This window comes from Allostigmatella hybrida (assembly GCF_020103775.1).
Taxonomy (GTDB): domain Bacteria; phylum Myxococcota; class Myxococcia; order Myxococcales; family Myxococcaceae; genus Hyalangium; species Hyalangium aurantiaca.
Genome location: NZ_JAHXBH010000017.1, coordinates 145,749 through 165,920 on the forward strand (window position 1 = coordinate 145,749; position 20,172 = coordinate 165,920).

General features: G+C 68.4%; 18 protein-coding genes. 12 read left to right on the plus strand and 6 right to left on the minus strand.

The features are described 5' to 3' along the window. Positions 1-9 precede the first annotated feature (9 nt). A complete protein-coding gene (locus KY661_RS23950) occupies positions 10-792 on the plus strand; it encodes an alpha/beta hydrolase family protein (RefSeq protein WP_225412411.1) in 783 nt (260 codons plus the stop codon). Positions 793-848: 56 nt separating this feature from the next. Continuing rightward, positions 849-1,934 carry a hypothetical protein gene (locus tag KY661_RS23955; RefSeq protein ID WP_225412412.1) on the plus strand — a complete coding sequence of 362 codons (1,086 nt, stop codon included), beginning with the start codon at positions 849-851 and terminating at the stop codon, positions 1,932-1,934. Here KY661_RS23955 and KY661_RS23960 read toward each other — a convergent pair. Continuing rightward, positions 1,917-2,216: a hypothetical protein gene (locus tag KY661_RS23960; RefSeq protein WP_225412413.1), complete on the minus strand. Its 300-nt coding sequence runs from the start codon at positions 2,214-2,216 to the stop codon at positions 1,917-1,919. The two genes, KY661_RS23955 and KY661_RS23960, sit on opposite strands and share 18 nt — an antisense overlap. Before the next feature lie 209 nt (positions 2,217-2,425). Next, positions 2,426-4,870 carry a discoidin domain-containing protein gene (locus KY661_RS23965; RefSeq protein ID WP_398577229.1) on the minus strand — a complete coding sequence of 815 codons (2,445 nt, stop codon included), beginning with the start codon at positions 4,868-4,870 and terminating at the stop codon, positions 2,426-2,428. A gap of 494 nt (positions 4,871-5,364) precedes the next feature. Between KY661_RS23965 and KY661_RS23970 the strand changes: the two genes are divergently transcribed. Together KY661_RS23970 and KY661_RS23975 are read left to right on the plus strand one after the other, a co-directional pair. Continuing rightward, the gene (locus KY661_RS23970) at positions 5,365-6,396 is read left to right on the plus strand and encodes a hypothetical protein (protein ID WP_225412415.1); all 1,032 of its coding nucleotides are present in this window, start codon (positions 5,365-5,367) and stop codon (positions 6,394-6,396) included. A 48-nt stretch (positions 6,397-6,444) separates the two neighbouring features. Continuing rightward, positions 6,445-7,533 carry a metallophosphoesterase gene (locus KY661_RS23975; protein ID WP_225412416.1) on the plus strand — a complete coding sequence of 363 codons (1,089 nt, stop codon included), beginning with the start codon at positions 6,445-6,447 and terminating at the stop codon, positions 7,531-7,533. Positions 7,534-7,577: 44 nt separating this feature from the next. On the opposite strand, the gene KY661_RS23980 is transcribed toward KY661_RS23975, so the two are convergent. Beyond that, positions 7,578-8,282 (minus strand): hypothetical protein, encoded by a 705-nt coding sequence (locus KY661_RS23980; protein WP_225412417.1) that lies wholly within the window; start codon positions 8,280-8,282, stop codon positions 7,578-7,580. Between the two features lie 192 nt (positions 8,283-8,474). Between KY661_RS23980 and KY661_RS23985 the strand changes: the two genes are divergently transcribed. Then, positions 8,475-8,831, plus strand: coding sequence for a DUF952 domain-containing protein (locus KY661_RS23985; RefSeq protein WP_225412418.1), 357 nt, complete (start codon positions 8,475-8,477; stop codon positions 8,829-8,831). A 4-nt stretch (positions 8,832-8,835) separates the two neighbouring features. Here KY661_RS23985 and KY661_RS23990 read toward each other — a convergent pair whose 3' ends face one another. After that, complete coding sequence (locus KY661_RS23990) at positions 8,836-9,834, minus strand: class I SAM-dependent methyltransferase (RefSeq protein ID WP_225412419.1); 999 nt, start codon at positions 9,832-9,834, stop codon at positions 8,836-8,838. A gap of 107 nt (positions 9,835-9,941) precedes the next feature. Between KY661_RS23990 and KY661_RS23995 the strand changes: the two genes are divergently transcribed. The 4 genes from KY661_RS23995 to KY661_RS24010 all read left to right on the plus strand — a co-directional run bounded on the left by KY661_RS23995 (position 9,942) and on the right by KY661_RS24010 (position 15,780). Continuing rightward, complete coding sequence (locus tag KY661_RS23995) at positions 9,942-10,508, plus strand: hypothetical protein (protein ID WP_225412420.1); 567 nt, start codon at positions 9,942-9,944, stop codon at positions 10,506-10,508. A gap of 225 nt (positions 10,509-10,733) precedes the next feature. Next, positions 10,734-12,254, plus strand: a complete 1,521-nt coding sequence (locus KY661_RS24000) for a right-handed parallel beta-helix repeat-containing protein (protein WP_225412421.1) — start codon at positions 10,734-10,736, stop codon at positions 12,252-12,254. A gap of 59 nt (positions 12,255-12,313) precedes the next feature. Beyond that, positions 12,314-14,350 (plus strand): secreted glycosyl hydrolase, encoded by a 2,037-nt coding sequence (locus KY661_RS24005; protein WP_225412422.1) that lies wholly within the window; start codon positions 12,314-12,316, stop codon positions 14,348-14,350. Between the two features lie 146 nt (positions 14,351-14,496). Then, on the plus strand, positions 14,497-15,780 hold the full coding sequence (locus tag KY661_RS24010) for a GAF domain-containing sensor histidine kinase (RefSeq protein ID WP_225412423.1): 1,284 nt from the start codon (positions 14,497-14,499) through the stop codon (positions 15,778-15,780). Positions 15,781-15,788: 8 nt separating this feature from the next. Here the strand turns inward: KY661_RS24010 and KY661_RS24015 are convergent, their stop codons facing one another. Together KY661_RS24015 and KY661_RS24020 are read right to left on the minus strand one after the other, a co-directional pair. Then, positions 15,789-16,439, minus strand: coding sequence for a cobalamin B12-binding domain-containing protein (locus KY661_RS24015; protein ID WP_225412424.1), 651 nt, complete (start codon positions 16,437-16,439; stop codon positions 15,789-15,791). An 82-nt stretch (positions 16,440-16,521) separates the two neighbouring features. Beyond that, positions 16,522-17,103, minus strand: a complete 582-nt coding sequence (locus KY661_RS24020; protein WP_225412425.1) for a hypothetical protein — start codon at positions 17,101-17,103, stop codon at positions 16,522-16,524. Between the two features lie 171 nt (positions 17,104-17,274). Here KY661_RS24020 and KY661_RS24025 point away from each other — a divergent pair, with 171 nt between their 5' ends. The 3 genes from KY661_RS24025 (at position 17,275) to KY661_RS24035 (ending at position 20,171) form a co-directional block, all read left to right on the plus strand. After that, a complete protein-coding gene (locus KY661_RS24025) occupies positions 17,275-17,925 on the plus strand; it encodes a DUF2278 family protein (protein ID WP_225412426.1) in 651 nt (216 codons plus the stop codon). 48 nt (positions 17,926-17,973) lie between these two features. Then, complete coding sequence (locus KY661_RS24030; protein WP_225412427.1) at positions 17,974-19,107, plus strand: hypothetical protein; 1,134 nt, start codon at positions 17,974-17,976, stop codon at positions 19,105-19,107. A 308-nt stretch (positions 19,108-19,415) separates the two neighbouring features. Continuing rightward, complete coding sequence (locus KY661_RS24035; protein WP_317987294.1) at positions 19,416-20,171, plus strand: DUF6310 domain-containing protein; 756 nt, start codon at positions 19,416-19,418, stop codon at positions 20,169-20,171. The last annotated feature ends 1 nt before the right edge of the window (position 20,172 follow it).

Genomic DNA, 20,172 nt, shown 5'->3' on the forward strand with positions numbered 1-20,172 from the left:
GACACGGCCATGGACCCTCTCTGGATGCTCGAGGCGCCGCCCCCGGCGGCGGACGCGCGGCTGGCCTATGGCAGCGGCGAACACCACTTCGGCGAGCTGCGCCTGCCCCCGGGCCCGGGGCCCCACCCCACCGTGCTGGTGGTGCACGGAGGCTTCTGGCGCGCCCGGTACAGCCTGGAGCACGTGGGCCACCTGTGCGCGGACCTGGCCCGGCGCGGCTTCGCGACCTGGAGCCTGGAGTACCGGCGCGTGGGCCACCCGGGAGGCGGCTGGCCCGGCACGCTGGAGGATGTCGTCCAGGGGGCCGCCCACCTGCGCACCCTGGCGCGCACGTGGCCCCTGGACTTGAACCGGGTGGTGGGGCTGGGCCACTCGGCGGGCGGCCACCTCGTCCTGTGTCTCGCCGCGCGCCACGGGGACACCGGCCTTCCCCCCCTGCGGGGCGTCGTGCCGCTCGCGGCGGTCTCGGACGTGGTGCGCGTCCAGGAGCTGGGGCTGGGCGATGGCATCGTCGAGACCTTCTTCGGGGGCCCCCCCGCGCAGGTCCCCGAGCACTATCGGCTCGGCTCCCCCTTCGCGCTCGCGCCGCTCGGCGTGCGCCAGATCCTTCTCCATGGGGCCCTGGACGACATCATTCCGCTGGCGCTCAGCGAGCGGTACCAGGCGCACGCCGCTGCCCTGGGCGATGACGTCCAGCTCATCCCCCTGCACCAGGCCGCGCACTTCGAGGTCATCAACCCCCTGGCCCCGGAATGGGAGCAGGTGGTGGAGGCTCTCCGCGCCCTGCTGTGAGCCGGGGGTGCACGGGCGCTTGTTGCCCGGGAAGCACGTGTGGTGACGTGCGCCGCATGAACCGGACCCTCTGCGCGGCCCTCCTGGCGCTCTCCTCGGCGTGTGCGGCCCCCCGGGCCGTGGCCCCTCCTCCCCCCCCGGCGGCAGCCCCCGCCCCAGCGCCCTCGTACGTCTATCGCTACGAGGGCATCGAGGTCTTCGGCACCCGCCAGCCCAAGGCGCAGATCCTGGAGTGCTTCACGGGACTGCCCCCCGTGGGCACGGATGTGGACATGGCGAAGGGCACGTTCATCCAGGCCCTGCAGGAGGGCAAGGCGCGGCTCCAGGAGCGCTTCGCCCCGGCGTTCGTACGCACCTCGGTGACCACCTACGCGGAGGGCAAGACGCTGGCCGTGACGGTGGACCTGGTGGACAAGGGCGACGAGTGGCGGCTGGCGTACGCCCCGGAGCCCACCGGCTCCGTCGAGGACCCCGCGGGCCTGCTGGCGGCGTGGAACGCGTACCACACGAAGATGTGGGAGCTCGTCAACGCGGGAGCGCTCTCCACGAAGGACACCGCCTGCCCCCGCGCCTTCCACTGCTTCTATGGCGCCACGGACCCAAGGCTCATGCCGCTGGAGGACCGCTTCATCGAGCAGGTGCCCCCGCATTTCGCGGAGCTGGTCCAGGTCCTGCGCACCGACAAGTCCCAGGAGAAGCGGGCCACGGCCGCGTACCTGCTGGCCTATGGCCGCTCGCGCGAGGAGACCGTCCAGGCGCTGCTGCCCTCCCTGAATGACGCGGGCGAGGCGCCCCGCAACGCGGCGATGCGGGTGCTCTGGCAGGCCCAGCAGGGCGCGGACCGGGCGCTCCTGCCTGTGGAGCCGGTGCTGCGGGCCCTCCATGGGCCGATGATCAGCGACCGGAACAAGGCCGGCGCCCTGCTCAAAGCGCTCGTGGAGAAGGACCCCTCCCTCCGCAGGCGCGTCCTGCGCGACGCCGGGGACGTGCTGCTGGAAATGGCCGGCCAGCGGCAGCTCATCGACCGGGAGATCGCGCTCCAGGCGCTCCGGGCGCTCGCCGGGCGGGACCTGGGCCCCGATGTCGAGGCCTGGCGAGCGTGGGTCCAGGCCGAAGCGGGCCGCTCAATGGGGAGCCGGTGAGGACTCGCCCTCCTGCATGGCCTCCGGGCCCTGCTCCACGGTCTGCGAGCCCTGTCTCACGCGCGTGAGCACGTCGATGCGGAGCCGGAGCCAGTCCATGCCCCGGGGCCCCTGGTAGTCATGGGCGGAGAAGTAGGCCGTCACGGTGCCCGCCCGGAGCGAGAACCGCGCCTCCCGCTTCTGGTACGTCACCCGGAAGCCCTTGACCCGGCCCACCTCGATGAGGTCCCGCGTCATCGCCTTCGCCTGCCGCTCCGCTTCTTCCGCCCATTCCGAGGACATCCGCCACCTCGCGTTGCCATCCTGCGCATAGGGATAAGCGCCACGCGGGCTCCTGCCCAGGTGCCGGAAGGGACAAGAAGCCCCCTGCGAGGCCTGGCGTGACGCCCCGCCGGGCTCGCCTGGCCGGCGCCCAGCCAAGAACGCACAACGGCCTTGCTTCAGCGTGAGCCGAAGCAAGGCCGTTTCACTTCAAGCGGAGCCGTGACGTCTTAGTAGTAGACGTTGAACTCGCGGGCGGACCACCAGCTCGAGTTCGTCCCGGTCTGCGTCACCCGGATGTAGCGGGCGGAGCGCGCGGTGAAGGTGACCGTGAGCACGGGCCCGGTGCCGGTGCCCGTGGCGATCGCCGAGCCCCAGCTCGTCCCGTCGTTGGACACGTGCACCTCGTAGCCGCGGGCATAGTCCAGATCACTTCCGGTGGAATCCAGGACGATCTTGTTGAAGCTCTTGGCCGCCTTCATGTCCACGGTGATCGACTGGCCAGGCGCCATCGGCGCGCCCGTGGTCCAGCGCGAGCCCATGTTGCCATCCAGCAGGGCGCTGGCGGGCTCGCCGCTCGTGGGCGACGAGGTGGCCGTCCAACCGGTGCGCACCAGCGCCGCGCCCGTGGAGCCACCGGGCTGCGTGGTGGCGCTGGCGGTGTTGCTGACCGCCGACACGTTGCCGGCCGCGTCCTTCGCCCGGACCGTGTAGCTGTACACCGTCGAGCCCGTCAGCCCCGTGTCGCTGTACGACGCCGTGGCGGAGGAGCCCACCAGCGCCCCGCCGCGGTAGATGTCATAGCCGCTGACACCCACGTTGTCGGTCGAGGCGGTCCAGGCCAGGTTGATCTGGCTGCTGGACACGGCCGTGGCCCGCAGGCTCGCCGGGGCGGCCGGCGCCTGGGTGTCGCCCGCACCGGTTCCCGAGAACTCGGTGACCGTCTGGCGCATGGCCCCAGCGGGGGTGTTTCCATACACCCGGCCCCCGAGGTTGTTGACGACGTGGGTGATTTCACTGCCGGCCACTCCGTTCAGCCAGATGGTCGTCATGCTGTGCAGCTTGACGCCCGCGACGTTGGGAACCTCGATGGCGCTTTGGAGCTTCACGGGCGCGTCCCGGAAGTAGGAATACACGCCCAGGCCCCAGGCCTCGTGGCTCGTCACCGAGTCGGCGACCTTGTACGAGGCCCAGCCGTTCACGGTGCCATTCTTGCTCATCCACACCGGCTGGTTCGGCACATCGTAGGGAATCTCGGACTGGTAGAAGTACAGACGGCCGCCGTTGCCGTTCCAGATCGTCTGGTATTCGTTGTGGTGCTCGTTGAACACGCCATACAGGGTGACGTTGGCGCCGTTGACGACCAGGCCGTTCTTGGAAACGTTGGTGGTCCACGCCGCGCCCGCACCGTGGTCCGCGCGCCACAGCCAGAAGTGGTCGCCGATGACGTAGTTGCTGTTGATCTTCACGCCGACATCATACCGGCCCACCGAGGCGCCACCGGTCCGCACGGTGATGTCATGGAGCGAGATGGGGTTGGCGGAGTTGTTGGCGGAAGCGCCCGTGGGCCCCACCTCCAGGATGGTGGGCGAGTTGACCGGCCCCGCGTCGAACGTCAGACCGGCGACCTTCACGCCCGCCACGTCGGCGATGGCCATGGCCGCCTTGCCCGTGTCCGGGATGAGGGTGGCCAGACCGATGCCCAGCACGACGGTGTTGGGGTTGTTGACCCGGATCGTATCGCTCAGGTGGTAGATGCCGGGGGTGAACAGCAGGTGCTTGCCCTGGCTCAGCGCCGTGTTGAGGGTGGCGGCGGTGGCCGTCTCCGGACGGGCGATGTAGAACTGGTCGATGGAGAGCGACTGGCCCGGCGTGGAGCCATTGGCCCAGCTGACGCCCTGGGTGTTCGTCTGCAGCGCCGGGACGAACACGGCGTACTGCCCGGCGTTGGTGATGTAGAGGTAGGGCTTCTCACGGATGATCGGCGTGCGCTCGATGACCGTGTAGGGCGGCTCGGGGAACGTGGCGGCCGGCGTGTTGTTGCTGCCCACGAACATCATGTTCCACACCGCGTTGTTCCAGGCGCTCCACTTGCTGTTGCGGGAGAACCACTGCTGCTGGGAGGCCGGCACCACGAGGCCATCCACCAGGGAGTCGGCGAGGAAGCCGCCGCTGGCCCAGCCGGCGTTCCAGTTGTTGTCGAAGTCGAACAGGTGCAGCTCGCCCTTGATGTGCAGGCGGCGCAGGGGGGCCGCCTGGGACACGGCGATCTGCGTCTGGCCGTTCGTGGGGACGACCGCGAAGTTCTCCAGGGCGCGCCAGAAGTTGCGCGTGGCGTTGCCGTTGTCCCAGTCGGCGTTCACGTTCACGCCACCGTTGATGGTGACGTTATCAGGGTTCTGCCCCAGACCGGCCACGTGGGTATAGAAGCCCACGTTGAACGTGACGTTGTAGGAGCCCGGCTTGAAGAGCAGCGCGTACCGGTTGCTGCTGAACTCGTTGGACTCCAGCCCGGCGTAGATGGTGTTGGCGACGCCGGTGATGTCCGCCGCGGGCATGGTCGGGTCAAAGACATAGACCTTGGGACCAAAGATGGTTGTATTGGCCTCTCCAATCGCCGCCGCCTGGGCAACGCTGGGAGACAGCGCGCACAGGCTCGCGACCGTGGCAGCCACGGACAAACTCGATGCAATGCTTCTGATCATTGAATTTCCTCCCATCCTGGATTGCCACAGGATGGCGGTGTCTCTGCTTGAGGGGTAAAAATGAGACGAGCATGATACAGCCGCCCTTCTCCACTTTTCCAGGACAAGCTGAGAAAAATCTATCTTCCGGTTTGACGCAGTGCACCACCTTGCCACGCATTGAGGAGATGAAAGACTTCCCTTGGAGAGCGGGCCCTTGTTTCATGCGCTGCCAGCGAAGATGACGCAAAGTGTCAATAACGTTGTCAATGATTGTTCAAGGCCAGACACCCATGTCTGAGGGGGGGTGTACCAGTTGCCGGGAGCCGCACGCACCGCACGCTTGCTAGCCGGGCAAGAGAGCGGGGTGACGCTCGGGGAACAGGGGCCGCTCCGGGACTGCGGTTGTCCGGTCAACGTCCCGGCCCCGCCTGATTCCCCTCCCCTGCTTGCCTGGGAGGGGAGGTCTCCCCACCTTGGATTCAATGAGCCGGCGCACCTCAGCATGGACGGTGATGCTCACCGTGACGCTCGGGGCGCTACCGTCCTGGGCGCAAGTCCTGGAGTTGCACCAGTCGGCCCAGCCCCTCATGGACATGCCGGATCGCGGCGTCTTCGAGGAGCTGCTCTTCTCCTTCGCGGATCCGGACCGGGCCCTGGAGGGAGGCTTCGTCGCCCCCTCGCTGACGCTGGGCATCCGCGCACGGGCGTGGGCGTTCCTGCCCACCCAGGATCACCAGCAGCGGGATGCCTTGAAGGCCCTCTCGCAGCCGGCACGGGATGTCACCTTGTCGGAGCTTCCGGCGGGACAGCACCTCGCCTCGTTCCTGGAGCTGGGCCCTGATGGCGGGCAGGTGCGGGTGCGGGATCTGGGCCCCCGGCTCGGCCGGTCCGACAGCGCCCTCAATCGCGAGTTCAACGAGGCGCTCGATTTCCTCCACGTTCCCAAGCCGGCCGCGGTGGTGTCCGCAGGCGTGCTGGCGCTGGGAATCCTTCACCAGATGGGAACCGCGAAGGCGCGGAGCCTCGGCCTGCCCTCCTCGGTACGGGGCCGCCTGCTGGGTGGCCGCATGAACGCGTCCATCCGGCTGCAATCCGAGCCCCGGTTCCGGAATGCCCGCGCGGACATGGCGCTGCGCGTGAACCTGCCCCAGCTGGCGCTGTCCAGCCTGCGCCTCGAACAACTCGAGGTGGGCGGCGCGGCCGCGCGGACGCCCGAGGGGGTTCTGCTCGACACGCGGTGGGCCAACCTGCGGGGCCGGCTGTCCTGGCTGGAGCTGAGCCTGGGCGTCCACTCCAACTCCGCCGACCCCAACCTCTGGACGGTGCTCGAAACCGGCGTGCAGCGGGATCGCTTCAGCGTGCGCACCGTGCTCAGCCAGCAGTGGAAGACCGCGCGCTACCGCTTCATGGCCACGTCCACGCTGCGCACGGGCCCCGTGCTGTCCGGGCTCTTCCTGGGCACCCAGGACAACCTGAGGAGGACCTTCGGCCTGGTCGGGATGGGCTCGTTCTGAGCCCAGGCCCCAGCGGGCGGGGCCCAAGCCGGTTAAATAACGGACTCCATGTCCGGCCCACCCCGCCTCCGAAACCGCTTTCAGCTGCTGGCGGCCCTCCTGGCCACCGTCGTCCAGCTTCCCACGGTGCTCTGGCTCTGTTGGCTCACACGCACGCCCCTGCCCGCGGTGGCCGCGCTGTTGATCTCGCGGCCCTACCTGCGCCAGCTGCGGAGCCCCTGGCACACAACGGCCCCTGCCCTGTCCACCTACCTGGCGCTCGGCTGGTGGGCCGCCTGCCTGGTGTTCGACGTGCTCATGGGTCCCGCCGCCCTGGCGGTCCACCTGGGGGTCTCCTGGGGCGTGGCCTGGGGGCTCGCCGGAGTCCTTTCCCTGGCATTGGGCGTCGACACGGTCCTCGGGGCGCCCAGGCTTCGCAAGCACGTGGTTCGCATTGAGGGATTGGCGCCCGAGCTGGAAGGCTATCGCATTGGTCAAATCTCAGACGTGCATTGTGGCCCCCACGCGCCCGAGGCCCGGGTCTCTTCCTGGGTCGCACGTCTCAATGCACTGGATTTGGATCTGGTCACCGTCACCGGCGACTTGATTACCCAGGGTGCCTCCCATGTCGAGGCGGTCGCGCGGGCCCTGGGCGGTCTGCGTGCGAAGGATGGCGCTTTTGCCTGCATGGGCAACCATGACTATTTCACCGACGGCGAGCACCTCGTCCGGGAGCTGGAGAAGCGGGGCGTGTCTGTCCTCCGCAATCGGGGGGTGGTGGTGAACCGGGAGGGTGCCCGCCTGTATGTCGCGGGCGTCGACGATACATGGACCTCGCGCGACGACGTGGCGCGCGCGCTCGCGAACCGGCCCGAGGGCGTCCCCGCCGTGCTGCTCGCGCACGATCCCAACCTCTTTCCCCAGGCGCAGGCCCGCGCGGTGGAGCTGACGCTCTCGGGCCACACGCACGGAGGACAGCTTGGGGTGCCAGGTGTCCGCCGCCTCTCGCTCGCGCGGTTCGTCTCCCGGTGGACGGCGGGGTTGTACCGGCAAGGCCGCTCCTGGCTCTATGTGAACCGGGGGGCTGGCACCACGGGCCCCCCGGCGCGGCTGGGCGCGCCGGCGGAGCTCGCGGTCATCACGCTGCGCCGGGCCTGAGCCGCGCCCGGGTCAGCGGCCCGGGGTGGGCGCAGGCTTCAACCCTAGCGGCCCGTGCTGCCGCCCAGGTTCCCCGTGCTGGTCCCGCTTCCCGTGCCAGGATCCGTGGCGGTGTTCGAGCCCGTCCCGGTGCCGCTCAGGTCGCCTTCCGTGCTGGTGCTCCCCAGATCGCCGCCGGTGCCCGTGCCGATCGTGCCGGCCCCGCCGGTGCCGCCCAGGTCATCCCCCGCGCCGGTGTTGCCCAGGTCGCTGCCCGTGCTGTCCAGGCCGGTGCCCGTTCCCGCCCCACCCGTGCCGGTGTTGCCCAGATCGCTGCCCGTGCTGTCCAGGCCGGTGCCCGTTCCCGCTCCGCCCGTGCCGGTGTTGCCCAGATCGCTGCCCGTTCCGGTGCCACCCGTGCCGGTGCTCCCCAGGTCGCTCCCTCCCGTGCCCGTGCTGCTGCCGCCGGTGCCCACGCTGTTATTCCCGGTCCCCGTGCTGTCCTGGCCGCCCACGCTCCCGGCACTGCCTGAACCGCCCGTTCCCATCACGCCCGAGTCGCTGGCCCCCGCATTCGTCCCCGAGTTCCCGAAATCCCCCGCGGAGCCCGAGCCGCCCTGCCCGGAAGTGCCCGTCACGCTCCCGGATTGAGCCGTGTCCGTGCCCCCCGTTGCGGTCGAGGGAGATGACGTGGACTGGGCCAGGGAAACCGGAGCCCAGAGAAGTGCCGCCGCCAACGAGCCAACGACCGCCGCCTTGAAGTGTCTCATCACGTGTTCTCCCGATGGTTGGAACTCCCTCATGGTAGGTATCGGACACTCAATGCACAGACGGCCGGAGAATCCGCCTGTGCGGCGTGCCGCCAGACATGCCGGCCCCCTGGACCCAAGTCCAATGAACCCCCTGGTCCAGTAGGGTGACCGGATGCACGAATGCCTCTTCCCCGCACGGAGGGCCGGCACATGACCCGGCCCACCGAAGCCTTCAAACTCGTTGACGCCAGCGAATGGGAGGCCGCCCGGGCCCAGGGCGTCTACACCGGCTCGGCGGTGGACCGGGCCGATGGCTACATCCACATGTCGACCGCCCTTCAACTGGCCGAGACCGCCCGGCGCCACTACGCAGGCCGCGGCAACCTTCTCCTGCTGACGGTCCCACTCGAAGGCCTGGGCGACGCCCTGCGCTGGGAGCCGTCTCGCGGTGGCGATCTGTTCCCGCACCTCTATGCGCCCCTGGCCGTCTCCGCCGTGACCGCCGTCCGGGCGTGTTCCGTGGCGCCGGACGGCACGATGCGCTTCGAAGAGGAGCCCCGTGCGTGACCCCTCAGTCCTGGGACGGCTCCGCCTCGTCCTGGGCATCTGACGGCTGTCCGCGGACCGCCGTGAGGAGCAGGTCGTACTTTCCGCCCAGGAACGTGCGGAAGCCGTGCTGGTGCAGGTAGCGGCGGTAGAAGGACAGATCCTTCACCAGCAGCGACAGGTCCGGCTCGGTCAGGTTGCGCACGCGCGCGCCATACAGGGCCTCTCCATCCCGGAAGCGGGAGTTGGGAAAGCCCAGCACCATCGCGGCCCGGGGCTCCAGGTGCTCCTGCACGAGCCTTCGCAACAGGGCCCGGTCGTCCACGCCCGGGCTTTGCAGTGTGCCCACGGACACCACCGCATCGAAGCGGCCCAACCCCGCTGGGAGCGCATTCAAGTCCGCCTGCACGAACGAATGGCGCGCGTCCGGAAAGGCCCCCCGGGCCTCGGCAAGCGCGCTGGCACTGTGGTCCACGCCAACGAAGCGGAGCTCTTGTGCCCCCGTCGCCCACTCGAACGCGGCCAGCTCATCCCCCCGGTTGACCCCCAGGTCCAGCACCCGCGCCCCCGGAGGCAATCTCAGCCGGCCCGCCGCCTCCCGCCACGGCAGCAGGAAGCCCGCGTCCTCGAACTTCCGCACCCGGGCGAAGGCGGAGGCGGCGCCATACCGTTCCTCGGGAGGCCCCGAGCGCGCCGCCTCCCCGCTGCCCGCGTGCCACGGCGCCTCGGCCCCCAGGGGCTCGAAGGTGAACACCACGTGCGTGTCCCCGGCCGCGCGGGGCGTGCGCAGACGGCAGGACAACCCTTCGGCCAAATCACACCAATTCCGCAGCGGCCGGTGAACCCAACCGCCCTCGGGCCCCACCCGCTCTCCGGCGTAGCGCCCCGGCCCCAGATCCGGATCCGGCACCTCGATGGACACGGGGCCCGAACCCAGCGCCGCCTCCAGGTAGCGCAGGATGTGGACCAGCGGCTCAGCATGGAAACGGCGCGGGCGTTCAGCGGACACGGGGGGGCGCGGCATGCCCTCACCCTATCCAGAAATCCGGCACACGCAGGCCGAATGCCAATCTTGAAATACCGGAAAAACAGTATATGATTGTTCTCCGCTGAACTCGCAAAGGAGCTGAAATGCTTCGAAAATCGATCTGCACCTCGCTCTGGGCATTGATGTCCGGAGCGCTGCTCGTGGCCTGTGGTGGCACTCACCTCGAAGCAGACGCGGCTTCGGCCGAGGAGTCCCTGGGCACTCAAGAATCGTCCCTGTGCGCGGGCCTGAGCGTCAGCAGCCTGACCCTCTCGGACGCCACCATGTACATGAACGAGGTCTCGGGTGTGGGCTACTGGGCGGTGTCCCAGTTCTCCAACGCGGTGCGGCTGGACTACTACGTCGATGGCATCCGGTACGCCTTCGACGAGCGCCCCGGCAACGCGGGCGCCTGGTATTTCAGCACCATGGGGATCCCCTGCGGCACGCATTACTTCCAGGTGAATGCGTGGCCCATGGTCATCGACAGCAATGGAAACCGGACCACCTGCGGGTCCACCCCCAGCAGGACGGCCGGCAAGTACGTGTATTGGGCGTGCCCCCCGCCGCCAGACCCGGACCCGTACGATCCCTGTAACAACTGCCCCGGCGGCAGATCGTGCCGCTGCGGCGACGGGGTGTGCCGCTCGGACATGGAGTACTGCCCGTAAGACGCATTCCGGACGGCGTCCGAGGGGCCAAGGCCCCTCCCTGCGGCCGTCTGCGCAGAGCAGCAAGCTTCCGCCAAGCCTCTGAAATGACACCTTCTGCCCGCTCCTACCGCGAACGGCCAAGCGGCCGATGCGGCGGGCAGGAGGAATGATCTCCGCCAACCAACTGTCCGGCGCCCCATCCCCTGTCCCCCGCCCCAAGCGGGGCTCACTCAAGGAGTGTGGATGCGTCGGAGTCCTTTGCTGAAGGCCATTTCGCCCATGGCCCTGGTGGGTGTTTTGGTTTCCTCGGCCGGTGTTCTTGCTGCGGCCGATGAGCAGCGCTTCGCCCCGGAGCACGCCCGGTCCGCCGTCGCGGCCACGCCGGCATTCTCCCGCATCCTCTGGGTCTCCCCTTCGGGCCAGGACACCGCCGCGGGCACGGAGGTGGCCCCCTTCCGGACCGTGGCCAAGGCGCTGTCGCAGGTGAAGCCCGGTGAGGCCATCTTCCTCAAGTCCGGCACCTACTCCGAGCGGCTGCGGCTCGAGGAGAAGGGCGGCTCGGCCAGCGCCCCCCTCACGCTCAAGGCCGCGCCGGGCGCCAGCCCCATCTTCAAGGGCGGCACGGGCAGCCGCACGGCCCTGCTGGACGTGCGCGGGGCGTACTGGCACGTCGAGGGGCTCACCCTCGACGCGGTGGGAGACAAGGCCTTCGCGGCCATCTGGCGCGGCGTGGGCGCGCACCACGGCATCCTGCGCGCCAGCACGCTCAAGAATGGCACCGATGGCGCGGGCGCTTACGTCGCCCAGCAGGCCCATGATGTGCTCATCGAGGGCAACAGCATCAGCAACTTCCGGCGCGCGGGCGATGATGACAGCCACGGCGTCTGTGTGCAGACCAACTCCAAGAACGTCATCGTCCGCGCCAACGACATCCACCACAACTCCGGGGACGGGGTGCAGTGCCTGGGGCCCGAGGGCGGCTCCACCGAACCGGGCACGCCCTTCGACAACCTGCTCGTCGAGGACAATGACTTGCACGAGAACCGGGAGAACGGCGTGGACATCAAGACGTGCACCCGCGTGACGCTCCGGGGCAACCGCATCTGGGGCCACCTCCGCACCCCCTCCTCGGCGGGAGAGGGCGTGGTGGTGCACCTGTCCGCGCTCGACGTCACGCTGGAGGACAACGAGGTGCGCGGCAACGGCCGGGGCATCCAGATCGGCGGCATCCGCGAGGGCGCGCCCCCCACCCGCATCGTGCTGCGGCGCAACCGCGTGTTCGACGGCTACAACGCGGACGGCAACGACGGCTCGGGCATCCGCGTGGACACGGCCATCGACGTGAAGGTGGACCACAACACCGTGTGGAACATGCCCGCCTACGGCCTCATCGTGGGCAACGGCGTGAGCGGGCCCAGCCAGGGCGTGCGGGTGCGCAACAACATCCTCGGCGCGTGCTCGGGCGCGGCGGTGCGGCTGGGCACCACCCTCCAGGACACCTCCTTCGATGGCAACCTGTACGCCTCGCTCAAGGGCGCGGCCGTGTTGCGCAAGGACGGCAGCTACCTGAACCTCGCCGCCTGGCGCTCGGCCACCGGCTGGGACGCGCACTCCCTGGACAAGAACCCCGCGTTCCTGAGCGGAGCCCCCGAGGACTTCTGGCTCTCCGCCACGTCTCCGGCACGGGACGCGGGCCAGACCGTGGGCGCTACCTACTGTGGCCGGGGGCCGGACATCGGCGCGCGCGAATCCGACTGCTCCTGAGCGCGCACTCCTCCTATACTTCGAGACTTCCTGTTTCGAAGTATAGGAGCCAGCAAACGATGATTCGTCCGATCTTCGTATCGGCCTGCGTGTGCCTTCTGCTCGCGGCTTGCAGCGATGACCCCAGCGCCCCCCCCAGCGGCTCCCCCGTCCCCCGCGGCGCCACCGTCCCCTGGGACGAGTACGAAGCCGAGGCGGGCGATTACTCCGGTGGCGCCACCCTCGAGCAGACCACCAGCGGCCCGTGGCTGGAAGGAACGCTCTCCGGCGAAGCCTCGGGCCGCAAGGCGGTGACCCTGCATGGCCCCACCGCCGCCGTCACGTGGACGAGCCGCGTGGAGGCCAACGCCGTCGTGGTGCGCTACAGCGTGCCGGACGAGAAGGAGGCCCACCTGGATGTCTACGTGAATGACGCGAAGGTGGCCACGCTCACGGTGAACTCGGACTTCGCCTGGCTCTATACCGGCCCGAACAACACCGAGACGCACAACGCCCTGCCACGCCAGCAGGTGGACGAGCTCCCCCAGACCCCGAGCCCCAACGACGTGGGTTTTGGCCTGCAGCTGCCCTGGAGCTCCACGCACCACATCTACGACGAGGCGCACGTGCTGCTGGCGGCCGACGGCCAGGCCACCATCCGCAAGGGCGATGTGGTGAAGCTCGTCTCGCCGGATGCCTCCGCGGCCCTCCCCGTCACCCTCGACTTCATGGACCTGGAGCTCGTGCCGGCGCCCCTCCCCGCCCCGGCGGACTACGTCGTCGTGAGCGAGCGCACCGAAGCCGCGGTGGTGCGGGCCCTCCAGGATGCCGTGAACGGCGGCAAGCCTGGCATCTTCCTCCCACCGGGCGATTACGTGATGGCGCACGAGGATCCGGCGCGCCCCAAGGTCTACGTTCCCGCCGGCCTGACCGTTCAGGGCGCCGGCATGTGGCACACGCGCGTCGTGCCGCCTCCCCCCGAGCAGGTGGGCTACAACTACGAGTTCGGGTTCCGCCTGAGCGGCGACAACATCACCTTCCAGGACTTCGCCATCTTCGGAAGCTGGCGCAACCGGGCGGCCCGCTACAACAAGGAGGCGGCGGCCATCGGCAACTGGCCGTGGGACAGTTACGACGGGATCGGCCGCGCCTTCGACCGCTACATGCACAACAACGCGTCCTTCAAGCGGCTCTGGATCGAGCGGATGATCGTGGGCGGCTGGGTCGAGGGCGGCAACAACCTGCTGTGGGAGGACTGCCGGTTCCGCAACACCCTGGCGGACGGCATCAACCTCTGCAACGGCACCACCCACTCGCGCATCGTGAACTCCACGGCGCGAAACACCGGCGATGACGCCTTCGCCATGTGGTCCGCCATCACCTGGGACAAGGCGCCCATTGGCAGCACGCCCTGGGTCAAGCAGCCCGAGGGCCCCAACCAGGGCAACGTCATCGAGCGCTGCACGGCGGGCCTCATCTGGCGGGCCGCAGGCTTCGCGGTCTACGGCGGCCACGACAACGTCATCAAGGACTCGGTGGTCTACGACACCCTGCGCTACCCGGGCATCACCGTGGACAACGAGTTCGCGCCCCAGCACGAGTTCGCCGGGCTCACCACCGTGGAGAACATGACGGTGGAGCGCTGCGGAGGCCGCATGTGGTGGGACGACGACGGCGTGCACGGAGACGAGGCCAAGCGGCTGAAGTGGGGCGCGGTCTGGCTGTTCGCCGCCAACCCCTACTCCCCGGCCGAGCCGTACTCCCCCATCCGCTTCCAGGGCATCCGTCTGAAGGACGTCGACATCATCGACCCGGTTCACTACGGGGTCCTGGTTCAGACCACGCAAGGGCAGCGGATCGAGGACACCGAGTTCGACGGCGTCCACATCACCCTGGAGCAGTCCGGCGATGTTGGCATCGTGGCCAATGACTCGCACAAGGCCCCGCCCAGCCCGCTCAGCGGGAAGATGCCCACCACGGGTTCGATCACCCTCAAGAACTCGAGCATCGGTGGCGCCCGGGCAAACGCCGGCAACCTGTTCTTGAAGGACGAGGTCTCCACCGGGACGTTCTCGTTCAAGGACGGCGGCGGGAACAACTGGACGGGCGACCGGTAGTTTCGCGCCTATTCACTGAGAGGCAGCGAAGCCCGTGGCTGCCTGCTCCTCGCCTGCGCGCCAGTGTCTGCGCATGCCTAACATAAAGGACGGCGCACCCCATTCGGTCAAGCGCGGTGCAAGGGTGTGCAGCCAGAGGACTGGCCATGGGTGAGAGCGCCAACGAGCAGAACCTCTTCCGCTCGCAGGAACGCCTGGAGGATCCTCGCCAGACGGGGCTCATGGACAGCCCAACGGAGGAGGCGTTCGACCGCCTCACCCGGCTGGCGTGCCACTGTCTCCACGCCCCCATGGGGATGGTGAACTTTCTGGCTGAAGAGCGCCTGTTCTGTAAGAGCTGTCTTGGCCTGCCCGAGCCGTGGCTGCGACAACGCGCGATGCCGCTGTCGCACACGGTGTGTCAACACACGATGGCCGGGGGGGCGCCCTTGCTGGTGGAGGACACCCGTCAGCACCCCCTGCTCCGCGAGTGCCTGGCCCTGGGGACCTTGGGAGCGATTGCCTATGCAGGCGCTCCGCTCATCGGCTCCGGCGGCCATGCCGTGGGGACACTCTGCGTTCTGGATACAGTCCCGCGCCGCTGGACGGACCGCGAGGCGAGCATCCTCAAGGATCTCGCGGCCTGTGTGATGGCCCAGGTGGAGCTCCGGGCCACACGCGAACTCGAGCCGCTGCTCCAGAAGGAGCGCGAGGGGGTCAAATCACGGGACGAATTTCTCTCCATTGCCGCCCACGAGCTTCGCACGCCCCTGACCCCCCTGAAGCTACAGCTGGAGACGCTCCGCCGCAGCGTGGTGGCGGCCGGGTTCGACGACCCCCGGGTGATGCGGCACCTCGAAAGGTCCACGGCCCAGGTGCAGCGCCTGATCCAGCTCGTGGACCGCCTGCTGGATGTGTCGCGCATCGCGACCGGACGGCTGGGCCTGTTGCTGGAGGACATGGATCTGTCCGCACTGGCCACCGAGGTGACGGACCGCTTCCAGGAAGAGGCGGAGGGAGCGGGGTGCCAGCTGGAAGCCCATACCCCTGGCCAGGTTCGAGGCGTGTGGGACCGGCTGAGGCTGGAGCAGGTGCTCTCCAGTCTCATCTCGAATGCAATCAAGTACGGGGCCGGGCATCCCATCGACGTGTCCGTGGAAGAGAAGCAGGGGGTCGCGCGCCTGTTCGTCCAGGACCAGGGGATCGGCCTGGTGCCCGCGGACACAAGCCGCATCTTCGAGCGCTTCGAGCGGGCGGTCTCTCCCAAGCGCTACGGGGGAATGGGGCTTGGGTTGTATGTCGCGCGGCAGATCGTCGAGGCCCACGGGGGGACCATCGTCGTGCGCAGTCAGCCAGGGAAGGGCTCGACCTTCATCGTGGTCCTGCCGATGGATTCTCAGCCGCAGCGGCCCTCCCTCGGAGAGGCGTCTCACCTCCCCTCCGGGGGATGAGCCTCCGGTTAGCGGAGGCCGATGTGTTCGCCAGTGCCGCCGCGCGTCAGCCACAAGAGCTCCTGGGTGGAGGAGAGCACGGTCCACGCCTCTCGCCCGGCAGGCCTCAGCGCCCATGCCGCGCTCCCGCCCGCCACGAGACGGACATCGGGTGCCCTGCGGTGTATCAACGCGAGCGCGGTGTGCGCGGCGGGAACGTGGTCGGCCATGGTGACCGAGAGCCCCACGAGGACCGGGTGCTCGCGGACGACGAACAGGGCGAGGTCCTTGGCAGGGGTGTCCGCGCCGAGAAACCGCACGTGCCAGCCGTCGAGCGCCAAGACCTGGGAAATGAGCTTGGCCCCCAGAAGGTGCTGCTCGCCGGGAGCGCAGGTGACGACGGCCTTGGGGCCCCCCTGATGCCACGCCAGGCCAGGCAGCAGGGTTGAGAAAAGCTCACGCAACAGCTCCGAGGCGGCGTGTTCGTCCGCCACGGATGCAGTGCCAGCATGCCAGCGCGCCCCCACCTCCTCCATGACGGGACAGGCAAGCGCATCCACGAGGAACGGGGCACCTCCAAAGCTCATGTAGCGGCTCGCGGCATCGAAAACGGCCGCGTTGTCTCCGGCAAGCAGCGCGTCCGCGATGGTACGGGGAGAAGGCAGCCGGGGATTCGACATGACACCCACCTCTTGAGGACGGGCCCTCACACCAACCTTGATGACGCTCCCCTCCCCTGCAAAGCGGGCCGCTCGCAAGGGCTCACAGGCACCCGACGGGGCCCCCTCTGCGCCCTTGAGCCAGAGCGCAGGCTGCCGAGGGCTCGAAGAGGTCCTCAGGCCTCCGATGGACGAACACGGGCGCGATCAGGCTGACGGTGTACGGCACCGCTGCCGCGCCCCCGGCACGAACCCGGACGAAGAAGACGTTTTGAAGCTCGGCCCGAAGCAGGCGGATCTCACCCGGTTGGCGTTGGACGGTGTCTCCGGGTTCGCTCAGCGGGATGGGCTGGCCACTGGAATCCAGGAGCTCCACCTCCAGCGGTCCCCGTGAAGCATCCCAGCGCACGACGGCACCGGCAGGGTGACAGCAGTCCACCCAGGCCTGAATCCAGTCCGCGTCGCCAGGGCACGCCACCCTTCCCTCCAGCACCAAGGGCCCGTGGTTGTAGATGTGGGAGAGAGGGGGGGTGGCCTTCCCCTGCTCCAGCGTGTCGTCGTCCTCCCACGCATCATCCACGCAGGCCATGGCGGCCGGGATGCCGTCTTCCTGATGGGCACGGCATGACCCGGCCCCACCCAACGTCACCAGCATCAGCGCGAGACATCGAAGTTTCGTGGCCATGAATGCTCAGGATAGCAAGCGCCCTGCCACCCCATGGGCTCTCTTTCGCGCTTCCTGAAGGGGTGTCTTCCCATTCACAGGTTTCGGGTGAGCGGGCTCACAGTGAGCAACGCATGCGCTTGGTACTCCTCAAGGCCGTCGCACTCCAGCCCTCACGCCCAGGAGCCCATCATGAGCAGCCACTACACCTACTCCCTCGCCATCGGAAACGTCGTCGAAGCCTTCTCTCCCCCGGAGATCGACGTGGCGGGTGGCGTCATCAACGACCGCCAGCCGGGTGACACCTCGGGGGCGCGCTCGAACTCTGAGCACTTCAACCTGTCGCTCGACGTCGGCCAGCCCAGGACGATCCAGTGCAACATCAACATCCGCTCCAAGCTCGGGGACCCCAACCTGCGCTACCTGCGGCTCGACCCGCTGACGGACGAATCGGTGCTGAAGCTGATCCGGAACACCTCCAAGAGCTTCACCCCGCTCGACCAGGGGGTGTGCTTCAGCGACCTCTTCGACCTGAACCAGATGCAGCTCCTCGATGAGTCGGCCCCGAGCGACTCGCCCGGCGAGGTGAGCCTGGTGGAGATGGTGGAAGCCCTCATCCAGTCCGCGAAGGTGGGGGGCAACGGGACCCTCTATGTCTTCGGCCGCGGGTATTCGGACCCGGACGGGACGGCCGGGATCGACGAGGTGCACATGACCCAGGGCGTCACCCATCCGAGCCGCTACCAGGATGGCGCGCTGATCGTCTCCAACGGTGACGGCACCTACAGCGGCCTGTTCATCGCCTTCGACAGCCAGCTCTCCCAGGCGGGCGGCACCCACTGACGCGCCTCGTCCCCTGACACCCTCTTTTTCTTCGGGAAGGAACTCACCATGAATACGTCCCATTGGAAACGGTATGGCCAAGGCGTCCTGGCCGCGGCACTCCTGGTCAGCGCGCGTGGCGGGGCAGCGCCTCCGAAGGGCACCGCCCAGGTCTCCTGCGCCATCTCCGGTCCGCAGTGTGGCAGTCCGGAAGCCTTGCAGTCCGATCTCTCCTGCCGCCTGAATCTGTCCTCCTCTGTGAATTCCTCCCAGGTGGGGACCTGGGGGCCTTCCATGTACCTCTACGGGGTACCCGACGTGGCCCCTGGCACCCAGTGCCCGGTACGGGAGCCGGGCTGGCAGCGGCAGCGCATTCTGGCCGCCGTGGATTTCATCATCCGCCAGCAGTTCAATTACTGCCATCACCACGTGCCCACCTGGCTGCCGCCTGCGAAACCGCAGCGGATGAAGGACACTTCTCCCACGACCTGTACCTCGAACCGCAACACCGGCGGCACCCAGGCCCCGCCAGGCCAGCCGTTTCCGGACGAGCAGGTGAAGCAGCAAGGCTTCGATTGCTCGAACTTCACCACCTTCCTCTATAGCTTCGCCCTCGGGGTGCCTCTCGATCAGCTCCCCAGCCAGATCGACATGCAGGCGTGTGAGCAGGGCATGGCCGGGGTGCTGCTCGACATCAACGCGAACACCTTCGCCGCGCACCAGAAAGACCTGCTGCCTGGGGACCTGCTCTACATCATGGGCAATGCCCAGGGAGGACAGGGCAAGGCACCGAACACGAACATCACCCACGTGGTGGTCTGGACAGGCATGACCTATGGCCAGCTCGCCAGCAACCCGGACCGCACCCTCCTCCTGGGCGCGGACTTCGAGCGCTACAACCAGGGCAAGCCGCCCCCCGACGACACGCCGATGATCGCCGACAGCCACTACGCGGGCCCGGCCTACCGGCCTTTCCTGGGATGGTACCGGCAGAGCCTGTCGCACGTGCGCCGCATCATCGGGCACACCCCGGACTCCAACAGCGAGAGCCTCCCGGCTGGCATCCCCACACTGTCCGTGCTCTCCACGTCCCCCGGGAAGACCCCCGCCTCGGCCAGCTGCGCCCCAGTGTTCACCCAGGTGAAGGGGAGTGCCACCTGCAAGCGGCCGGAGACCTTCATCACGAGCTGCGGTGGGAAGTAACGGGCCACGCCCCGCCTCGTGAGGTGGCTGCCGGAAGTGGGGCGCAGGCCGTGCCGGACGTGGGTTCACCCGTGCGACTGCTGCTGAACCCGGACTGGGCCAGCAGCGCAGGCCGTCCTTGACCTCCAGCCTCCTGGCTTGATTGAACGGACAGGGTCATGCGTCTCCGAACTTACGCCGCGCTTCTGCTCTTCCTCTCTGCCTGCGCTGCTCCGACGCCAGGCCCGAAAAAGCCAGTGGCCCGGAGCCAGCGGATCGCCAACCTCCAGAGAGCGGCGGCGCTGCCTTGGAAAGACGAGGGACGGTGCGTGGTCCAGGAGGCTTCCCACCCCTGGCCCGTGCTGGTGGACCGGTGCTTTCAGGAACTCGACCGCGAGAAGGTCCGGTTTCGAGACCCCACCAGACGATGCGCCGTCGCCTCCGCGGGGGCGGCGGCCGTAGGAATCGGCGTCTGTATTCTGGCGGCACCGGAGATCGTTGTGGGCGCCGTCATTCTCACGGGCGCGGTGGTGGTCGCCGTCGCCATCCAGGAAGCTCTGGATACGCATGAGTTGAGCGGGGTCCGTCCTGATGACGAGAGGCCTGTGCTCCAAACAGAGCCTTCCTCAACAGCAGCCCTGCCGAAACGAAGACCCAAGCCGCAGCCCTCAGGCCAGAATTGGCCCCCCTTGCCACCCTCTTCCGTTGAGCGAGAGCGCAACCCGAAGTGTACGCCTCAGCGCGTGCCTCACCTGGGCGGAGATGAACTGCACAATACGTGCGCCGACAGGGTTCCGCAGAACAGCTTCCCGGGCTGGGATGTGCTCGTCAATGGGAAGCGCTTCGACGCCCTGCAACTGACCACACGAACACTCTGGGAAGTCAAAACTACCGACATCGAGACGTACAACGCTTACATTCAGCGGATTGAACTCGGAAAACAGGTGGCGGAAGGACTGCGAGAGCGCGAACTCGCAGAGGCCTGCGGCTACCAGTTTGTCATTGGAGTTCGGACGCAAGAGCACAAAGACATGCTGGAGAGCTTGACGCCCGATCTCATTATCGTCCTCATGCCCTGGTGCTGAA

Excerpts from the sequence above, each read along its gene's own strand:
- KY661_RS23975 (WP_225412416.1), top strand. The coding sequence starts at position 6,445 with ATGTCCGGCCCACCCCGCCTCCGAAACCGCTTTCAGCTGCTGGCGGCC.
- KY661_RS23970 (WP_225412415.1), top strand. The coding sequence starts at position 5,365 with ATGAGCCGGCGCACCTCAGCATGGACGGTGATGCTCACCGTGACGCTC.
- KY661_RS24000 (WP_225412421.1), top strand. The coding sequence starts at position 10,734 with ATGCGTCGGAGTCCTTTGCTGAAGGCCATTTCGCCCATGGCCCTGGTG.
- KY661_RS23995 (WP_225412420.1), top strand. The coding sequence starts at position 9,942 with ATGCTTCGAAAATCGATCTGCACCTCGCTCTGGGCATTGATGTCCGGA.
- KY661_RS23985 (WP_225412418.1), top strand. The coding sequence starts at position 8,475 with ATGACCCGGCCCACCGAAGCCTTCAAACTCGTTGACGCCAGCGAATGG.
- KY661_RS23990 (WP_225412419.1), bottom strand. The coding sequence starts at position 9,834 with ATGCCGCGCCCCCCCGTGTCCGCTGAACGCCCGCGCCGTTTCCATGCT.
- KY661_RS24010 (WP_225412423.1), top strand. The coding sequence starts at position 14,497 with ATGGGTGAGAGCGCCAACGAGCAGAACCTCTTCCGCTCGCAGGAACGC.
- KY661_RS23950 (WP_225412411.1), top strand. The coding sequence starts at position 10 with ATGGACCCTCTCTGGATGCTCGAGGCGCCGCCCCCGGCGGCGGACGCG.
- KY661_RS23955 (WP_225412412.1), top strand. The coding sequence starts at position 849 with ATGAACCGGACCCTCTGCGCGGCCCTCCTGGCGCTCTCCTCGGCGTGT.
- KY661_RS24025 (WP_225412426.1), top strand. The coding sequence starts at position 17,275 with ATGAGCAGCCACTACACCTACTCCCTCGCCATCGGAAACGTCGTCGAA.
- KY661_RS24020 (WP_225412425.1), bottom strand. The coding sequence starts at position 17,103 with ATGGCCACGAAACTTCGATGTCTCGCGCTGATGCTGGTGACGTTGGGT.
- KY661_RS24015 (WP_225412424.1), bottom strand. The coding sequence starts at position 16,439 with ATGTCGAATCCCCGGCTGCCTTCTCCCCGTACCATCGCGGACGCGCTG.
- KY661_RS23960 (WP_225412413.1), bottom strand. The coding sequence starts at position 2,216 with ATGTCCTCGGAATGGGCGGAAGAAGCGGAGCGGCAGGCGAAGGCGATG.
- KY661_RS24005 (WP_225412422.1), top strand. The coding sequence starts at position 12,314 with ATGATTCGTCCGATCTTCGTATCGGCCTGCGTGTGCCTTCTGCTCGCG.
- KY661_RS23980 (WP_225412417.1), bottom strand. The coding sequence starts at position 8,282 with ATGAGACACTTCAAGGCGGCGGTCGTTGGCTCGTTGGCGGCGGCACTT.
- KY661_RS24030 (WP_225412427.1), top strand. The coding sequence starts at position 17,974 with ATGAATACGTCCCATTGGAAACGGTATGGCCAAGGCGTCCTGGCCGCG.